Raw genomic sequence first — 15061 nt, 5'->3', positions numbered from 1 at the left:
GCACTGCTGGAAGGATGGACCCCGTGCCCAAGCCCTATCCGAAAGAGTTCCGCGACGACGTCGTCCGCGTGGCCCGCAACCGCGAACCAGGTCAGCACCTGCGGCAGATCGCCGCCGACTTCGGCATCAGCGAATCCTGCCTGACCAACTGGCTCAGGAATGCCGACGTCGAGGACGGCACCAAGCCAGGGACGACGAACGAGGAGTCCAGAGAGAACCGCGAGCTGAGAAAGCGGATCCGGTTGCTTGAGCAGGAGAACGAAGTGCTGCGGCGGGCCGCGGCGTATCTATCACAGGCGAATCTTCCGGGAAAATGATGTACCCGCTCGTCCGCGAGCTGGCCGCCGGCGGGATTCCCGTCGCGGTGACGTGCCGGGTTCTGGGGATCGCGCGCCAGCCGTACTACCGGTGGCTCGCCGACCCGGTCACCGACGCCGAACTCGAGGAGGCGTACCGGGCGAACGCCCTGTTCGACGCCCACCGCGAGGACCCGGAGTTCGGCTACCGGTTCCTCGCCGACGAAGCCCGCGATGCGGCGAGTCGATGTCGGACCGCACGGCGTGGCGGATCTGTTCGACCAACAGGTGGTGGAGTGTGTTCGGCAAGAAACGTGGCTCGAAGAAGGGCCGCTCCGGGCCGCCGGTGCACGATGATCTCGTCGGCCGCGTCTTCACCGCGGATGCTCCAAACACTTTGTGGCTCACCGATATCACCGAACACAGAACCGAGGAAGGCAAGCTCTACCTGTGTGCGGTCAAGGACGTGTACTCGAACCGGATCGTCGGCTACTCGATCAGCGATCGGATGAAATCCCGTCTGGCTGTCACGGCCCTCGAATCGGCAGTGGCACGGCGGGACTCGGTTGCCGGATGTGTGGTTCATTCCGACCGTGGATCGCAATTTCGCAGCCGGAAATTTGTCCGCGCCCTCGCCCGCCACGACCTGGTCGGATCGATGGGTCGGGTGGGTGCGGCCGGCGACAATGCCGCGATGGAATCGTTCTTTGCGCTGCTCCAGAAGAACGTCCTCGACCGGCAGAGATGGGCCACACGCGAGCAGTTGCGCATCGCGATCGTGACTTGGATCGAGCGGACCTATCACCGCCGGCGACGTCAGCTCCGGCTCGGCAGATTGACGCCTGTCGAGTTCGAGACCATCATGACCACACCAGCCACACAGGCTGCGTGACCGAATCTGTCACCGGATCGTGCAGCAGTCCCCCCGGATCCACCCAGCTCACAGCGGTCCACGCTCGTGCCTTGTACGTTGAAGCCGTGAACTGGCCTCTGGCGGCGGCGCTGCACCGGACACTGTCCCTGCAGCGCGACGGTTTCTGCCCGCTTTCGGTTGGAACTCCCCACATTTCCGCCCGCCCGTTGCCAGCATCGAGGTGATTTGCTGAGCGAGTCGGGGCGAGTCCTCGGGGAGGGCGTTCCCCAGATCGGTCGGTTCTGCGTAAATCCGGCGGTATCCGACCCGCCGGACCGCGCGCAGCACTGCTCAGCGCGGCAACGCTACGCGAGATCCCGCCGAAGCGGCGACACCACTGCTACCACCGAGGCAGCCGCCGCGTAGCCGAGGAGCACGAGCACGCCCACGAGCGGCGAGAGCAATGCGGGCACTCCCAGCGAAGATTCCTGGGCGACGGTATCGGCGAGGAACGTGAAGTCCATCAGTGAAGCAGTCGCGCCTCCAGGAAGGAACGGATAGAAGGCACCGAGTCCCGGGACGATCATGAGCGCAGGCTCAACAAGATAGAAATACCCGAGCGCGACTCCCACGGCCACGAGCTGGTTGCGTGCCAGCGCACCGATACCCATGCCGAGCATCGTGTAGATTGCGGCGGCCACAGCCAGGCGGGCAAGGAGTGTCACCAGGTCGCCGGCGGAGGCGCCGAGGGTGATTCCGCGCATGGTGGCGACGGACCACAAGGCGATTGCCGACGACAACGACATCAGCAGTCCGTAAGCGAGTCCAAATACGCTGTAGACAGCCAGCTTTGCGCCGAGCACCCTGCCGCGACGAGGCACCGCAAGGAACGTCGAGCCGATGGTCTGGTGGCGGTACTCGCTCGTGATGGCTACCGTGCCGAACAGTGCGGGTACGAACAGCAGCAGCCCAGCGAGGCCGATAGCGATTCCCACACCTTCCGAGGTGTCGAGAGCGGGCATCGGAGGCGATGCGTTCTCCGGGCCCACTAAACCGAGCAGCCCTGTGAGTCCGGCGCCGCTCGCGACGGCCGCAATCAGTGCCCACATGGGGAGACGGGTGGAGAACAGTCGCGTGAGTTCACCGCGGACGGCACGCTTCATATCGCACTCTCCCGGGCGATGAGTCTGAGGTATGCCTCTTCCAATGTGTCGCCTCGCGTCGTGAGTTCGAGCAGGGTGCCCGTCCAGACGATCTGTCCGTGGTCGATGAGCACCACGTCGTCGATACTGTTCTGCAGTTCACCGAGGGCGTGGCTGGAGATCAGGACGGTACCGCCGGAGACAGCGAAATCCCGAAGGAAGTTACGTAGCCACACAATTCCCGCCGGGTCGAGGCCGTTGGACGGTTCGTCGAGAACGAGCACGTCCGGGTCGCCCAGCAGCGCGGTAGCGAGGGAGAGGCGCTGTCGCATGCCCGTGGAGTAACCGCCTACGCGTCGGTCGGAGAACCGGTCCAGTTCGACCGTTCCGATTACCTCGTCGACTCGATCCGACGGGTGACCGCCGAGGGCGCAGAAGGTACGGAGGTGATTGCGGGCGGTGGTAGCAGGATGCGCCGACGCGATGTCCAGTACAGCGCCCACGGTTCGCGTGGGGGACGGAAGGTCGCCGTAGGCGATGCCGGCGAACAGCGCAATACCGCGGTCCGGACGGGTCAGTCCGAGCAGCATCCTTAAAGTCGTGGATTTGCCGGCGCCGTTCGGTCCGAGAAAACCCGTCACCCGACCCGGTTGGGCCGTGAAGGTGACGTCGCCGACTGCCTCTACCCGACCGAATCGTTTTGTGAGGCTGTCGACTTGGATGGAGACGCCCTTCATCGCACACCGGCCAGTCGGAGGGCTTCGGCGATCTCGTATGCGTCCGGGCTGCTGAGAAGCAATTCGTCGAACTTCTCATCGGCCTTGCGCCCACGAAGTCCGACACGCAATATCGGGTGGCCACGCTTCATCGAGACCAGCCGAGTGGTGCCGCGGGGGTGCAAGAAGGTGCCGACTTTCAGGTAGCCGGAGACTGTCAGGCCGGATCTGATGCCGAGAGTTTCCGAGGTCCATCTCGGCAACACCTCGACGCTCGAGATCGAGTTCAGCGGTACAGCCATGGCGGAATAGCGGACCACCGGGGCTTCCCATCGAGAAAAGGTCAGATGCAGGGCTGCTTCGTCGTAGATCGGTTGCGCCATAGCGTCAAGTCTCCTGTCGACGGTAAGCTCGTATCGATGTTGAGAACATTATCAGAGTGATAACAACGGCGAAAGGTCGCGATGGCGAGCAAATCGACAATTGCCGACGTCGTACTGCATCCTGTTCGGTTGCGGATTGTGCAGCAGCTCGGAGGTCGCCAGCTGACGACCGGCGAACTCCGGGCGGCACTGCCGAGCGTCACCCAGGCCACGCTCTACCGGCACGTGGCGGCACTGATCGACGCGGAGATCGTCACCGTCGTCGACGAGCGCCGCGTGCGCGGGACCATTGAACGAACACTCGCGCTCGGGGAACGCATGGCACACGTCGGGCACGACGATCTCAATGCGATGAGCGACGCAGAACTCCGAAACGCCTTCCTGACCTTCCTGAGCGCACTCGGCGAGAGTTTCGACACGTTCATCGAGAACGAGGATCGAAACCTGCGGAATTACTTGGGTTTCGGCACCACACCGCTCTACGTCACCACCGACGACCTCGCGCAGATCCAGACACGGCTCGCCGAGCTACTCGCGCCGTACCAAACCGACTCCGGCGGGGACCGCACTCGCATCGCCTTGACCACCGCGGTAATTCCCAGTCCCCCAACGATCACCGTCGAGGACGATTGAATCTGCCCGCAACGGTTCGTCAGGGTGCGTCTGGATACTCATCAGGTGTTTCATCTTGTTTTGCAGGTCGTTTCGATATTTTGGTGCTGGTCGGTGTGCCCATTGGCTGTGTGCGCCTCCTATCGCAGATTCCCACGACATCTGTACGGGGACAGGTGAGATGTCCGCTTCGTCACCAACGCCGACAGCGTGTTCCGATCACGAAGCGGTATGTCGAGATGCTCTCCGAGCTGCAGCAGCATCGCCCGTGTGGGCACCGAGCTCGCCCGTCTCCGCAAGCAGGTGTTCGAGCAGGACAACGACATCGCGTTCTTGAAAGAGCGCCTCGGCATACTTGGACGCCAATCAACAGAAAGCAGAGCGGGCGCGAGTGACGTGCCACCCGATGCGATCGCTGAGGCAGCAGGTGTGGGCCGTCTCGCGGCACCGTCGCCGGCCGCGCCGAACTCGTGCGCCGGACCCGGGTGAAAATCGCGATCGCGCGGGCTGCCTGAAGAGCGACGAATCTGGCGCAATGCAGAGGCACACCGATGATGTTCTGGTACGCCAACAGCATGAACGGGTGGGGCTACGCGCTCATGATCTTCGCGATGATCGCGTTCTGGGTGTTAATCGTCCTGGCGGTGATTGCCGTCATTCGACTACTCGCCCGGACACCACAGCCACCCCATCCTCACGCCGATACTCCTGAGCAGCTCCTCCCACAGTGGTTGGCCCGCGGCGAGATCGACGACGACGAATAACACACACCTCGAGTGGCTGCCTGGTAGTAACCGTCCCTGCGAGGTGTGCATTCACTCTGGGTACTTCGCTCTCGTCTCAGCGAGGGTCCGTCATTGCGGAGACGGCGCCATCTCCGGACCGTAGGCGCACCGGGATCCCGGCGGGATCCTGCGGCACCTCGATGGTGCTTGTGCCCGTCGCCGAGACGGCGTCCACCGCGTAACCGCCCGGGCCCGTGACCAGCGTGACGTCACCGTAGCGGGAGTTCAGATCGACGGCGGCACGGGTGTCGGTCACCGTCAGATCGCCGAACTTCGAATTCCCTTGGACAACAGTCCCGTACGGTACGGCGATCTCGTATCGGGCGACGCAGGTGGGGCTGCCGACGGCAAATCTATCGGGGCAACTCGCGCTGATAATCAGACCGGACCCGTCGGTGTCGATGCGTTCATCGGGCTTGTCGCCGTCGGTGAACTCGAAGGAACGTCGGATCTCGATGTCGTCGCGGTCGGAGCCGATCACCTGGGCGCTCAGGGCCGCGGTGGTGACACCGAACTGTTTGGCACCCGCATCATCGAAATCGAGTGTGACGGACGTGGCGCCGCTGTAGCTGTCATTCCGCTGTTCGTGACTCGTGGAATCGGCAGTGCAGCCGGTGAGTGCTACAGACAAGAGTGCCAGTGCCGCAACGCCGACGGAGACGCGGAACTTCCGGGGTGCGGTTTCAACGACGGGCATGGCGAATCTCCTGAACGAGTACTGTGGCGGCGATCAGCACGGCGCTGACGCCGAAGGACAACAGTGGGGACGGGCCGCCGAGTGACCCATCGGTGCGGAGCACGCCCATGACGTCGACCGCTGCGACCCCGTTGAGTACGGCGTACCAGATCAACAGGTAGACGGCCTGGAACACGCGTGCAGTCCGGCCGATCGACCCGATCAGAAGCGCAAGGGCAGGAATCACCGTCGCACCCGCAACCCACGCGGCGACTCCGGTCGCGTCCGCTGCAAGCAGCATCTTCACCAGCGGGCCGACACCCGCGATGACCGCAATAAGCACGCCTGCACCCCACTCGGCGATGAGTCTGATGCGAGACGAGACACCGCACTGCACAAGGGGAGCGACGCCTTGTTCGTAGGTGAGTGTCCCGAGACGTGACCACAGCAGCACCGGCAACAACCATGCGAAGAGCAGTGCGGTGCCGACGCGATCAGCGGGAACGGCGAGGGCTGTGATCGTCACGATCGCGAGTGTGAGCCACCACCACCGCGACACGCTTCCGAGATGAATGCGCACCTCGCCGAGCAGCAACCCCGGGAACGACTGTCCACGCTCGGCCGGCGACAGCGTTCGCGGGCTCTGCGAGAACGCCGGCGCAACGGGAGCTTCGGTTGCAGGTGCGGCAGACACATGCGAGGGAGTGCGTTGCCACCGTGCGGGATCGAACCGGCCGAACCAGAGGGAGGGAAGGATGGCGACGATCGTCGAGGCGGCAATCAACCCCGCACTCGCGGCGACGAGAGTCGTGTCGATGTCCATCCCGGACCACGTGAACTGCCCGAGTGCGCCCGGTTCCGCGGTGAACCCGATTGAGATCTCGTCATCCATGCCGGGGTGCTGCGTCGCCAGGTCTGCCTGGAACCCTGCGGTAATTGATCCGTAGACCAGCGGAATCCCGGCGAGGAACATCGACGGATACACGAAGAACCACAGTATGTTTCCCGCACCACCTCGCAAGAGCGGGACCGTTTCGAAGACGACGGCGGCTGCTGCGGCCACGGTCAGGACAGGAAGACAGAACAGCACGATCGGAAGCCAGAGCGCCGTCATGTCGAGGCTAGTGGATTCCCCGCGGAGAAGCTGCATCACGGGTGCGATCAGAGCGAGTGCGGCAGCCATCGCCGCGAGCACCGCCAGGTTGCTCAGATACTTGCCTAGCAGATACATCGACGTGCGCAACGGGGAGGCGGAAAGCGTTTCGCCTACGCTGGTCAAAATGTCGCGCGCGATGCTGCTGCGGACGACGTAGAACCCGAACAGCGGCAACCACAAACTGCCGATCATGGCGAGCAACATGCCGATGTACGCGCTGTCGTACAGTCCCCGGAACGATCCGACCTTGACCATCGCGTACGTTGCAGAGACAGGCGGGACGGCCACATAGCCGAGTGCGACAGCGCCGAGCACCGTCACCAGGAACGCGGGACGCCGCGAACGATCCCGGAAGTCTGCCATCGCGACGGCAGCGACAGCGCCTGTCATCGGATCACCCCGGCGGGCGCCATCGGGCTGTGGACCGCGTTGACGTACGCGTCTTCGAGATCGGGTTCGACAGGACGAGCCCCCGGCATCGGAGGTGTATGGGCGACCGCACGGACACGCACGCCCTGTGCTGTTCGGACCGTGCGGGTTATCGTCGCTCGTTGCCGGATCTCGGTCACGGCATCGACGGGAACCATCGCTTCCCACACCAGACCGTCCGCGGAACGGAGAAGCTCCTCGGGGGTGCCGCGCCTACGTAGTTCGCCGGCGGTGAGGATCGCGATGTCGTCGGCGATCGATTCGATGTCTGACACGATGTGAGTGGACAGGATGACGATCCGGTCGTTCGCCAGATCCCCGAGCAGGTTGCGGAACCGCATGCGTTCCTCGGGGTCCAGCCCGACCGTCGGTTCGTCGACGATGAGAAGCTCGGGGTCACCCAGGAGTGCCTGCGCGATACCGACACGCTGGCGCATTCCGCCGGAAAACGTACCCACCGGCCGCGATCCCGTCTCCGTCAGGTTGACGAGTTCGAGCAGCTCGTCGACCCGCTCCTTGGCCGACCGCGAAGTCAGACCTTTCACTGCGGCGAGATACCGGAGGAACTCTCCGGCACTGAGATTCGGGTAGACGCCGAAATCCTGCGGGAGGTAACCGAGGACGCGTCGGAGCGGCTCCGGCCGAGCGACGATGTCGGTCCCGTTCCACATGACCGTACCGGTGGTCGGGCGGGTGATTGTGGAGAGAATGCGTAGCAGCGACGACTTACCGGCTCCGTTGGGGCCGAGGAGGCCGAGAACCCCGGGCCCGACCCGCAGGCTGACGTCGGTGACAGCCTGTTTACCCCGATAGGTTTTGGTGACGTGGTTCAGCTCCAGTTGCATGACTTCAGCTGACCATTCGACCGGTGGTGCGGTCACTGGGTCCACGCCGCGGATCGAAGGTGGTGCCAGCACCACCTTTCGGCTGCACTCCACCTCATCCCGAAGCAGCGGCCGCGTCGGTAGGCTCACTCGGTGTCCTCCAATGAACCGACCACGGTGCTCACCGCGATCACACGGCGGCGCTTTCTGCTGACCGAGTGGCCGTGGCGGTCGCTGGGTCACGTGCTGACCACCGTCCCGGTGGTGTGCATGGTCGCGTTGCCGTTCGCGGCGTTCTGCGTCCCGTGGCTCGTCCTGATCGTGTGGGCGGGCGACGGCATGTATCCGCAGCCGCTCGGCCGGGTGCTGTTCCTCGGTGTTCTCGGCGCGGCGCTGGTGTTCGGGCTCGGCCCGCTGGTGGCGATACCGCTGGCGACCCTGGAACGGATGCGGCTGCGTCTGGTGAGCAGGGATCGGGCGCTCTCGGCGCACCGCGCTCCTCCCTCCGCGGGCCTGTGGCCCTGGGTGCGCACCCGCTACACCGAGTCCGCGACATGGAGGGGGCTCGGCTATGCGTTCCTGCTGCTCACGCTGGTGCCCGCGTTGTTGTTCCTGGCTGCGGTGATCACCGGGCTCATCGTGGTGATGGTGATCAGCCCCCTGGTGGTGGGTGACGGTGACGAAGCGGTGGCGCTCGGCTTCAGCCAGATCACGGCGGTCGACCAGGCCGTCCCCTACGCGATCGCAGGTGTGCTTCTGCTGCCCGCGATCCCGTATGTGAGTGCTCTGATCGCGGGACTGCACGGTGCGCTCGCCCGGTCGTTGTTGTGCGGCGACGACCCGGACGCGCTTCGTGCACGACTTGTGGAGGTGTCCCGGTCCCGGGCCCGGTTGGTCGATGCCTTCGAGGCGGAACGTCGCAGGATCGAGCGCGACCTGCACGACGGCGCACAGTCGCTGCTCGTCAACCTCACCTTGCAGTTGGGCATGGCCAAACTCGACCTCCCACCAGATTCCGCAGCCGCGAAAAGCGTGTCGCAGGCGCATGACCAGGCCAAGGAATTGATGGCGGAACTGCGGCAACTCATTCGGGGAATCCACCCGAGGGTCCTCACCGACCGTGGCCTGCCCGACGCGTTGCGTGCGCTGGCCGAAGACTTCATGGCCCCGGTCGGCGTCACCGCGGACATCCCATCCCGCCCCGCCCGGGATGTCGAGGTCGCAGCGTACTTCGTCGTGGTCGAGGCGCTCAACAACGTCGCCAAGCATGCGGATGCGACGGCCGTCGCAGTGGCTGTCCGACGCGCCGGGAATCTGCTGGTCGTTGAGATCGTGGACGACGGCTGCGGTGGTGCGGATCCGGAACGAGGGAGCGGTCTGACGGGCCTGGCCGACCGGGTCGCGGCGGTCGACGGCAGAATGCTGCTGTCCAGCCCGCCTGGCGGGCCCACCGTTGTCCGTGTGGAGTTGCCGTGGATCGAGAACTGACTGCCGTGCGAGTGGTCCTCGCCGAGGATGGTGCACTGCTGCGCGAAAGCCTCGCCGCGATGCTCGAACGATTCGGGTTCGAGGTCGTGGCTGCGGTCCCCGATGCCGTGAACTTGGAATCGGCTGTCGCCGAGAACCGTCCGGACCTCGTCGTGACCGATGTGCGGATGCCGCCGGGTTTCACCGACGAGGGGTTGCGCGCAGCAGTGGCACTGCGACGAACCTATCCGGGGCTTGCCGTGGTGGCGTTGAGCCAGTATGTCGAATTGAGTTACGCCGACGAACTCATGGGTGCGGAAGGTGGGCGGGTCGGCTATCTGCTGAAGGATCGCATCGTCGATGTCGAGGAGTTCGTCTCCACTCTGCGTCAAGTGGTTGCCGGTGGCACTGTGATCGATCCGATGGTCATACAGCAGTTGTTCCGTCGCCGGCGGGATCCGTTGGCGCAGTTGTCGCCGCGCGAACGCGAGGTGCTCGCCTCGATCGCAGAGGGACATTCGAATGCGGCGATCGCCGCACAGTTGTTCATCACCGAATCGGCGGTCGGCAAGCATGTCGGCAACATCTTTAACAAACTGGTGCTGCCGCCGACCGACGACACGAATCGTCGGGTGCTGGCCGTCCTCGCGTATCTACGCCGGCACGAGCTCGGCTGAGACACATCCGACGCCCGAATCATCCGATGTGTTGATGCCCGGTCTACCGTCCGGGGCTCGCCTGCGTATGCGCAGACGAGCCGGCGATGACATCTGATGCCTGCAGCCAAGGGGCGCAGCTTGCGGCACAGATCCCCGTAGCACGCTTCGAGACCATCCCTGGCGCGGGCTACCTCGTCCCGGACGACACACCCACGGAGCTGACGGCGTCCATCATACGATGTCCAGCGACGTTGTCTGGTGACTAGCGGCTGGCCGCCGATGGCGGAAAGGGCTCGGTGGTGATTGTAGAAGTGCAGCCAGCCGGGCAGGGCAGCGTTGCGGCGCGCGGTTGATTCGTAAAAGCGTGCGTAGGCCCACCCGTCGGCCAGAGTGCGGACGTCCGCCGCGTCAGTAGCGGGCGCAGTCGATTCCACTGACGCTCTATGGAGGTGGGTGGAGTCGAGGTCGCCAGCCGGTGCACGTCGTCGCTGTCCGCGGCGGGCAGGATCCGCCGGAGCGTGTGCGGGTCGAGGTCGTGGTGGCTCACGACGAGCAGCCTATGGTGTGGGTCGGCGATGTATGCACCATCTACGTCGGGCAGAGTGCCCATGTGGCTGATGATCTTGTTGCTGACGATCTGTGGGAGCGAATAGCGCCCTTGCTGCCGCCTCGCCCTGCGCGCCGTTCCCGCTTCCCGGGACGCAAACCCATCGACGATCGTGTCGCACTCGATGGCATCCTGTTCGTCCTGCGCACCAATGTGAGCTGGCGCGATGTGCCGGCAGAGAAGATCGGATGCAGCGGCATCACCTGCTGGCGCAGGCTGCGGGAATGGACCGAGGCCGGGGTGTGGCCGCGGCTGCACACTCTGCTGCTCTCCGAGCTTCGCACCGCGAAGCTGCTGGACATGGACGACGTCGCGGTCGACGGCTCGCACGTGCGAGCCCTCAAAGGGGGGCTCATACGGGTCCGTCACCGGTCGATCGGGGCCGTCCGGGCAGCAAACATCACGTCCTCGTCGACCGGCACGGCACACCCCTGGCGGTGACGCTGACTGGCGGAAACCGGCACGACGTCACCCAACTGTTGCCGCTCGTCGAGGCGATCCCCCACATCCGCGGCCGACGAGGCAGACCGCGGCGTCGCCCGCGCCGGTTGTTCGCCGACCGTGGCTACGACTACGACAAGTACCGCGCTCTGCTGCACCGGCACGGGATCACGCCGAAGATCGCGCGCCGCGGCGTCGCGCACGGGTCCGGTCTGGGCAAGGTCCGCTGGGTGGTCGAGCGCACTTTCGCCTGGCTGCACCAGTTCAAACGCCTGCGCGTCCGCTCCGAGGTACGTGCGGACCTCCACCAGGGACTACTCGAACTTGCTTGCAGCATCATCTGTTTGAGACGACTACGGAAGTCATTCTGAAACGGTCAGTAAGCGGAAGTTCGGCGCGCGAGCGCGAGCATTCCCTCGACGAGCAACACCTGAGCGGCCACGTACGTCACCAGCACGACGCCCTCTGCAGCGGTCCGTGCCCGCTCGCCCGACAGCACCGTGCGACGCAGCACGATCGTCCCGTCGGACACCGTGAAGACCAGTCCGCCCAGCCCGAGCCAGCTGCGGCGGTCGGAACCCGGCACCGGTAGCCCCGCCCGCCGCGGCGCCCCCGGAGCCAGAGACGGATCGCCGGCGAGGGTCGCGGTGGTGCCGAGTACCGCGCCGTAACCGGTCAGCGGTACAGCGACCCCGCGGCTGCGGGTGCCCAGCAGTCCTGCGGCACCGGTCAAGGCACCCGCCCGCTGCAACGCGACGCTCTTGGTCACCCGGGCACCGTGCCGTGCGAGCACCGTCGAGTACGCCGCCTGCATCACCGCGAACGAGCCCGCACCACGCAGGATCCGGCGATCCTCATCGGAGCGGATCATGAACACGTCGCCGAGGGTTGCGGCGGCCAGACCCGTGAGCAGCAACGCGGTGTCGACACGCTCGGTGTCGCGGGCACGCCGCAGCACGCGCACCGCGAGGGCCGGTCCGATCAGCGGTTTCGCGACGCGTTGCAGGCTTTCCCGGTCGAGTACCGCGCCGGCGACGGTGACGGCGGTCGCCGCCGCGAGAACCACGTGCTCTGCGCCCCACGGGCGGCGACTGAACCAACTCATGGGCGGCACAGTACCTGCCGGCGACTGCTCGTCCGTGTCGCGTCCCGCGTGCCTCAGCGGCAGCGGTGTGCGGCGCCGGCCGGTGCGGCCCGCAGGAAACCCGGGGCGGGGAACCCGTGTCGGGCCGCGGCCTCGGTGACCGCCGCTTCGATCGCCGCGACGCGCGTGAGTTCACACAGCACGATCGCCGACCCGCCGAATCCTCCACCGACCATCCGCGCTCCCAGTGCGCCTGCGCGTCGCGCGGCCTCGACCGTGGTGTCGAGTTCGAGGCAACTGACCTCGAAGTCGTCGCGCAACGACCGGTGCGACGCATCGAGCACAGCTCCGAGATCCTGGACCCGCCCGGCCCGCAGAGCGTCGGCGGCGCCGCGTACCCGGCCGATCTCCGTGACGACATGCCGGGCACGCCGGCGCAGTACCGGGTCCTCGAGTCCGTCGACGGAGGGAGCGTCACGCAAGGCGCTTCCCAGCATCCGTGCGGCGTCGTCCACGGCCCGGCGACGATCGCCGTACTGCCCGTCGACGAGACGGTGCGCGGTGCGGGTGTCGACGACGAGAATCGTCATCCCTTGCGCCTCGGGATCGAACGGAACATGTTCGACGGTGCCGTCCGCGCAGTCCAGCAGCAAGGCATGGCCCGCGCGTCCACGCAGCGCGATCTGCTGGTCCATCCCGCCTGTCGGCGCTCCGGCATAGTCGTTCTCCGCGACCACGCACGCGCGGGCAAGCCGGTCGCGGCCCGCGTCGTCGGTGGGCAGCCCGAAGAGCTCGGCGGCCGCCAGCGCCACTGAGGCCTCGAGAGCCGCGGACGACGACAACCCCGCGCCCACAGGCACATTCGACGCGATCGCGATGTCGAGTCCCTCGCATCCCGGCGGGTCGAGTGCGTACACGACACCCACCACATATGCGGCCCATCCCGCCACCCGCGTGCTCCCGTGCAGCGGCGCCAGGTCGATCTCGACCCGATCGAACCCCGCGCTGACCATGCGTACCCGGCCGTCGGTGCGGCGGCGTACCGCAGCCGCGGTGATCTGCAGCAGCGCGATGGGAAGGCACAGCCCACCCGCGTAATCGACATGCTCGCCGATGATGTTGACCCGGCCCGGCGCGCACCACACACCGTCCGGTTCACCTCCGAACGACTCGGTGAATGCGCGTGCCGCGTCGTCACACACCGTCACGGGCCCACCTCCCGCAGTCGCGCCGCGATGCGCTCCGGCGTCGTGTCACTGATCCACGCCCCCATCGCAGACTCCGACCCCGCCAGGTACTTGAGCTTGTCGGCAGCGCGGCGCACCGAGAAGATCTGGCAGAACAGCCGGCCGTGTTCACGGTCGTCACCGATCGGTGCCTGGTGCCACGCGGCGATATACGGAACGCGGTCGACACCGTCGAAGAAGCGGTCGACGCGACCGAGCATGTCGCGCAGCAGCACCGCGAGTTCGTCGCGTTCGGTCTCGTCGAGCGCAGTGAGGTCCGGGACGTCGCGGTGCGGCGCGAGGTGCACTTCGATCGGCCAGCGCGCCGCGGCAGGCACATACGCGGTCCATGCGGTGCCCGACCACACCACGCGCGTACCCACACGACGTTCGGCGTCGAGCACGTCGCGCTGCAATGACCGCCCCGTTCGCGCGCGGTGTTCCCGGGCACGCGCGACGAGCGTTGTGGTGCGGGGTGGCAGGAAGGGGTAGGCGTAGATCTGGCCGTGTGGGTGCTGGAGTGTCACACCGATTTCGGCGCCGCGGTTCTCGAAACAGAACACCTGCCGCACTCCCGATAGGGCCGACAGGGTGGCAGTCCGCGCAGCGAGCACATCGACGACGGTGCGGGCGCGCTCGGCGTCCAGGCCGGCGAAGGTGGCGTCGTGGTCGGCGGTGAACGCCACGACCTCGCAGCGCCCACCCGCGGGCCGGCGCGACCACAGTCGGTCGGCACCGTCTGCATCGGTGCCGTCTGCATCGGCGCCGGACGATTCGGTGCCCGGCAGTTCGCTGTCGGCTCCGAGCGCGGGGAAACGGTTTTCGAACACGACGACGTCGTAGTCGTCTGCGGGGATCTCGGTGGCCGTTCCGGGCCTGCTCGGGCACAGCGGGCATTCGGCGACCGCCGGAAGAAAGGTGCGGTCCATGCGATGAGCGGCGAAGGTGACCCACTCGCCGGTGAGCGGGTCGCGGCGCAACTCCGACGTCGCCGCGACCGCCGGAAGCACTCGCCTGTCCCGGGTTTCGCGGGTCGCGGCCCCGGATACGAACGGCTCGGTGTCGTCGAAGTAGATCAGCTCGCGGCCGTCCGCGAGCCGCGTCACGGTCTGCCGGACCCGCGCCGCCACGGGGTTACCCGTCGGCCAGACCCAGGTCGGCGAGTCCGAGCAGCGACCGGTACTCGACGCCCTCGGCGGCGATGACCTGGTCGGCGCCGGTCGCACGATCGACAACGGTCGCGACGCCCACTACCACCGCGCCGGCGTCGCGCAGAGCCTTGACCGCCGTGAGCGGGGAGTTACCGGTGGTGGTGGTGTCTTCCACGACGAGGACGCGCTTTCCGGTCACATCCGGTCCTTCGATCTGACGCTGCATCCCGTGTGCCTTTGCGGCCTTACGGACCACGAACGCGTCGATGGGGCGCCCCGGGGCGTGCATGACGGCCATCGCGATGGGGTCGGCGCCCATGGTCAGCCCACCGACGGCGTCGAAGTCCCAGTCGGCGACGAGTTCACGCAGCAGCGTGCCGATCAGCGGAGCCGCGCGGTGATGGAGAGTCGCGCGACGCAGATCGACGTAGTAATCGGCTTCCTTGCCGGACGACAACGTCACCCGGCCGTGCACCACCGCCAGCTCACGTACCAGTGCTGCCAGTTCGTCACGGTCACTCATTCGCGTTCCTCATCGTCGTCTCGCGCGGCCG

15 protein-coding genes and 2 pseudogenes are annotated in these 15061 nt (G+C 66.3%); 6 read left to right on the top strand and 11 right to left on the bottom strand.

The window, feature by feature from the left end:
- Positions 1–23 precede the first annotated feature (23 nt).
- Positions 24–1188, top strand: a pseudogene (locus HF877_RS00600) (IS3 family transposase).
- A 326-nt stretch (positions 1189–1514) separates the two neighbouring features.
- Here HF877_RS00600 and HF877_RS00595 read toward each other — a convergent pair.
- From HF877_RS00595 to HF877_RS00585, 3 genes are read right to left on the bottom strand one after another with little or no spacing between them, the layout of a single operon-like run.
- Entirely contained in the window at positions 1515–2312 is a 798-nt protein-coding gene (locus HF877_RS00595) for an ABC transporter permease (RefSeq protein WP_059384592.1), read from the bottom strand.
- Positions 2309–3028, bottom strand: coding sequence for an ATP-binding cassette domain-containing protein (locus tag HF877_RS00590; RefSeq protein WP_169619037.1), 720 nt, complete (start codon positions 3026–3028; stop codon positions 2309–2311). The genes HF877_RS00595 and HF877_RS00590 overlap by 4 nt, the downstream gene beginning before the upstream one ends.
- A complete protein-coding gene (locus HF877_RS00585; RefSeq protein ID WP_059384590.1) occupies positions 3025–3390 on the bottom strand; it encodes a hypothetical protein in 366 nt (121 codons plus the stop codon). The genes HF877_RS00590 and HF877_RS00585 overlap by 4 nt, the downstream gene beginning before the upstream one ends.
- 81 nt (positions 3391–3471) lie before the next feature.
- On the opposite strand from HF877_RS00585, the gene HF877_RS00580 reads away from it, so the two are divergent.
- Positions 3472–4023: a helix-turn-helix domain-containing protein gene (locus HF877_RS00580; protein ID WP_059384589.1), complete on the top strand. Its 552-nt coding sequence runs from the start codon at positions 3472–3474 to the stop codon at positions 4021–4023.
- Positions 4024–4553: 530 nt separating this feature from the next.
- Entirely contained in the window at positions 4554–4766 is a 213-nt protein-coding gene (locus HF877_RS00570) for a hypothetical protein (protein WP_059384588.1), read from the top strand.
- A gap of 76 nt (positions 4767–4842) precedes the next feature.
- On the opposite strand, the gene HF877_RS00565 is transcribed toward HF877_RS00570, so the two are convergent.
- The 3 genes from HF877_RS00565 to HF877_RS00555 are packed head-to-tail and all read right to left on the bottom strand — an operon-like array spanning position 4843 to position 7893.
- Positions 4843–5484, bottom strand: a complete 642-nt coding sequence (locus HF877_RS00565; protein ID WP_169619036.1) for a hypothetical protein — start codon at positions 5482–5484, stop codon at positions 4843–4845.
- On the bottom strand, positions 5471–7009 hold the full coding sequence (locus HF877_RS00560) for a hypothetical protein (RefSeq protein WP_145709434.1): 1539 nt from the start codon (positions 7007–7009) through the stop codon (positions 5471–5473). The genes HF877_RS00565 and HF877_RS00560 overlap by 14 nt, the downstream gene beginning before the upstream one ends.
- Positions 7006–7893 carry an ABC transporter ATP-binding protein gene (locus HF877_RS00555; protein WP_169619035.1) on the bottom strand — a complete coding sequence of 296 codons (888 nt, stop codon included), beginning with the start codon at positions 7891–7893 and terminating at the stop codon, positions 7006–7008. Before HF877_RS00555 ends, HF877_RS00560 begins: the two co-directional genes overlap by 4 nt.
- A 132-nt stretch (positions 7894–8025) precedes the next feature.
- Between HF877_RS00555 and HF877_RS00550 the strand changes: the two genes are divergently transcribed.
- Positions 8026–9360 (top strand): sensor histidine kinase, encoded by a 1335-nt coding sequence (locus HF877_RS00550; RefSeq protein ID WP_059384584.1) that lies wholly within the window; start codon positions 8026–8028, stop codon positions 9358–9360.
- Positions 9361–9365: 5 nt separating this feature from the next.
- Complete coding sequence (locus tag HF877_RS00545) at positions 9366–10016, top strand: response regulator transcription factor (protein WP_346765042.1); 651 nt, start codon at positions 9366–9368, stop codon at positions 10014–10016.
- Positions 10017–10264: 248 nt separating this feature from the next.
- On the opposite strand, the pseudogene HF877_RS00540 reads toward HF877_RS00545, so the two are convergent.
- Positions 10265–10393: pseudogene (locus tag HF877_RS00540) on the bottom strand (IS481 family transposase); the annotation flags it as partial.
- A 215-nt stretch (positions 10394–10608) separates the two neighbouring features.
- On the opposite strand from HF877_RS00540, the gene HF877_RS00535 reads away from it, so the two are divergent.
- A protein-coding gene (locus HF877_RS00535) for an IS5 family transposase (RefSeq protein WP_169619578.1) occupies positions 10609–11417 on the top strand; the annotation gives its coding sequence in 2 pieces (ribosomal slippage) (positions 10609–10948 and positions 10948–11417; 810 coding nt in all).
- Positions 11418–11422: 5 nt separating this feature from the next.
- On the opposite strand, the gene HF877_RS00530 is transcribed toward HF877_RS00535, so the two are convergent.
- From HF877_RS00530 to pyrE, 4 genes are read right to left on the bottom strand one after another with little or no spacing between them, the layout of a single operon-like run.
- The gene (locus HF877_RS00530) at positions 11423–12151 is read right to left on the bottom strand and encodes a lysoplasmalogenase family protein (protein ID WP_169619033.1); all 729 of its coding nucleotides are present in this window, start codon (positions 12149–12151) and stop codon (positions 11423–11425) included.
- Positions 12152–12204: 53 nt separating this feature from the next.
- On the bottom strand, positions 12205–13338 hold the full coding sequence (galK, locus tag HF877_RS00525; RefSeq protein WP_169619031.1) for a galactokinase: 1134 nt from the start codon (positions 13336–13338) through the stop codon (positions 12205–12207).
- Positions 13335–14486, bottom strand: coding sequence for a galactose-1-phosphate uridylyltransferase (gene galT / locus HF877_RS00520; protein ID WP_169619029.1), 1152 nt, complete (start codon positions 14484–14486; stop codon positions 13335–13337). The genes galK and galT overlap by 4 nt, the downstream gene beginning before the upstream one ends.
- 4 nt (positions 14487–14490) lie before the next feature.
- On the bottom strand, positions 14491–15030 hold the full coding sequence (pyrE, locus tag HF877_RS00515) for an orotate phosphoribosyltransferase (protein ID WP_169619028.1): 540 nt from the start codon (positions 15028–15030) through the stop codon (positions 14491–14493).
- Positions 15031–15061 lie beyond the last annotated feature (31 nt).

The organism is Rhodococcus sp. BL-253-APC-6A1W (assembly GCF_012843405.1).
Classification (GTDB): Bacteria; Actinomycetota; Actinomycetes; order Mycobacteriales; family Mycobacteriaceae; genus Rhodococcus.
The sequence above is the reverse complement of the archived record's forward strand: the minus strand, read 5'-3'. Positions and strand labels throughout refer to the sequence as shown.

Bases quoted from the DNA above. Each gene is read 5' to 3' on its own strand.
- HF877_RS00590 (WP_169619037.1), bottom strand. From the start codon at position 3,028: ATGAAGGGCGTCTCCATCCAAGTCGACAGCCTCACAAAACGATTCGGT.
- HF877_RS00585 (WP_059384590.1), bottom strand. From the start codon at position 3,390: ATGGCGCAACCGATCTACGACGAAGCAGCCCTGCATCTGACCTTTTCT.
- HF877_RS00530 (WP_169619033.1), bottom strand. From the start codon at position 12,151: ATGAGTTGGTTCAGTCGCCGCCCGTGGGGCGCAGAGCACGTGGTTCTC.
- HF877_RS00555 (WP_169619035.1), bottom strand. From the start codon at position 7,893: ATGCAACTGGAGCTGAACCACGTCACCAAAACCTATCGGGGTAAACAG.
- HF877_RS00580 (WP_059384589.1), top strand. From the start codon at position 3,472: ATGGCGAGCAAATCGACAATTGCCGACGTCGTACTGCATCCTGTTCGG.
- HF877_RS00560 (WP_145709434.1), bottom strand. From the start codon at position 7,009: ATGACAGGCGCTGTCGCTGCCGTCGCGATGGCAGACTTCCGGGATCGT.
- HF877_RS00565 (WP_169619036.1), bottom strand. From the start codon at position 5,484: ATGCCCGTCGTTGAAACCGCACCCCGGAAGTTCCGCGTCTCCGTCGGC.
- HF877_RS00595 (WP_059384592.1), bottom strand. From the start codon at position 2,312: ATGAAGCGTGCCGTCCGCGGTGAACTCACGCGACTGTTCTCCACCCGT.
- HF877_RS00570 (WP_059384588.1), top strand. From the start codon at position 4,554: ATGATGTTCTGGTACGCCAACAGCATGAACGGGTGGGGCTACGCGCTC.
- pyrE (WP_169619028.1), bottom strand. From the start codon at position 15,030: ATGAGTGACCGTGACGAACTGGCAGCACTGGTACGTGAGCTGGCGGTG.